The organism is Wolbachia endosymbiont of Drosophila leontia, from assembly GCF_028981785.1.
GTDB classification, from domain to species: domain Bacteria; phylum Pseudomonadota; class Alphaproteobacteria; order Rickettsiales; family Anaplasmataceae; genus Wolbachia; species Wolbachia pipientis.
On record NZ_JAPQLK010000184.1, the window covers coordinates 1 to 689 of the forward strand.

The 689-nt window shown below is 33.1% G+C and carries 1 protein-coding gene; it reads left to right on the forward strand.

Annotated elements, in window-relative coordinates; genetic code table 11:
- On the forward strand, positions 1 to 647 hold a 647-nt coding region (locus tag OZD63_RS06055; RefSeq protein ID WP_275008381.1), incomplete at its 5' end, for a hypothetical protein.
- Between the last annotated feature and the right edge of the window lie 42 nt (positions 648 to 689).

Here is a 689-nt window from a genome sequence, read left to right on the forward strand (position 1 = left end):
ATCTTTCAGAAGCAGAGAAATTTCAAATTATACAACGTGTCAAGAATTCTGGACTAGATGAATATGAAGACCGTGGATGGATATTTAGTTTTAAATACAAAGGCACCACTTATAACGTAAGATGCAAGGACTTTTCAGAAGAAGAAAAATTTCAATTTATCAAAGACATTAAGAACTCTCATGAATCGCTCGTTAGTGAATGTGATGGATTGGGGAACGATAATACAACTTTAGTGATTTACATTGATGAAAATAAGGAGATAAGTCGAATGTATTTTCAAAACTCCGACAAAAATATATTCAAACAGCTAAATAAGACATTTATAAGCAGAAGTAAACCTGAACAAGATGTGGAAAAATCAAATGAAGTAGAACAAAGTAATGTAGAAGAAGAAAAAAGTAGCCAGCAAGACACTCAGCAACCCAGTAATTTCTTATCCAATATTTTTTCAGCAATTAAATCCATTATTGATTCTATCTCATCACTCTTTTCATGGTTATTTGGGTCGAAAGAGAAAGAGTCTAATCAACAATCTGATGATAATCCTTCTTTGTTTAAGCTCGATGCTAATGAGTTAGATCACGAAGTTAAGCCTGATGCCAATGAGTTAGGTCACGATGTTAGAACCTGTTTAAAATCTTCGTAATAGGAGAGAAATGAAGGAAAGGACAATCATTTGCAAGCTGGT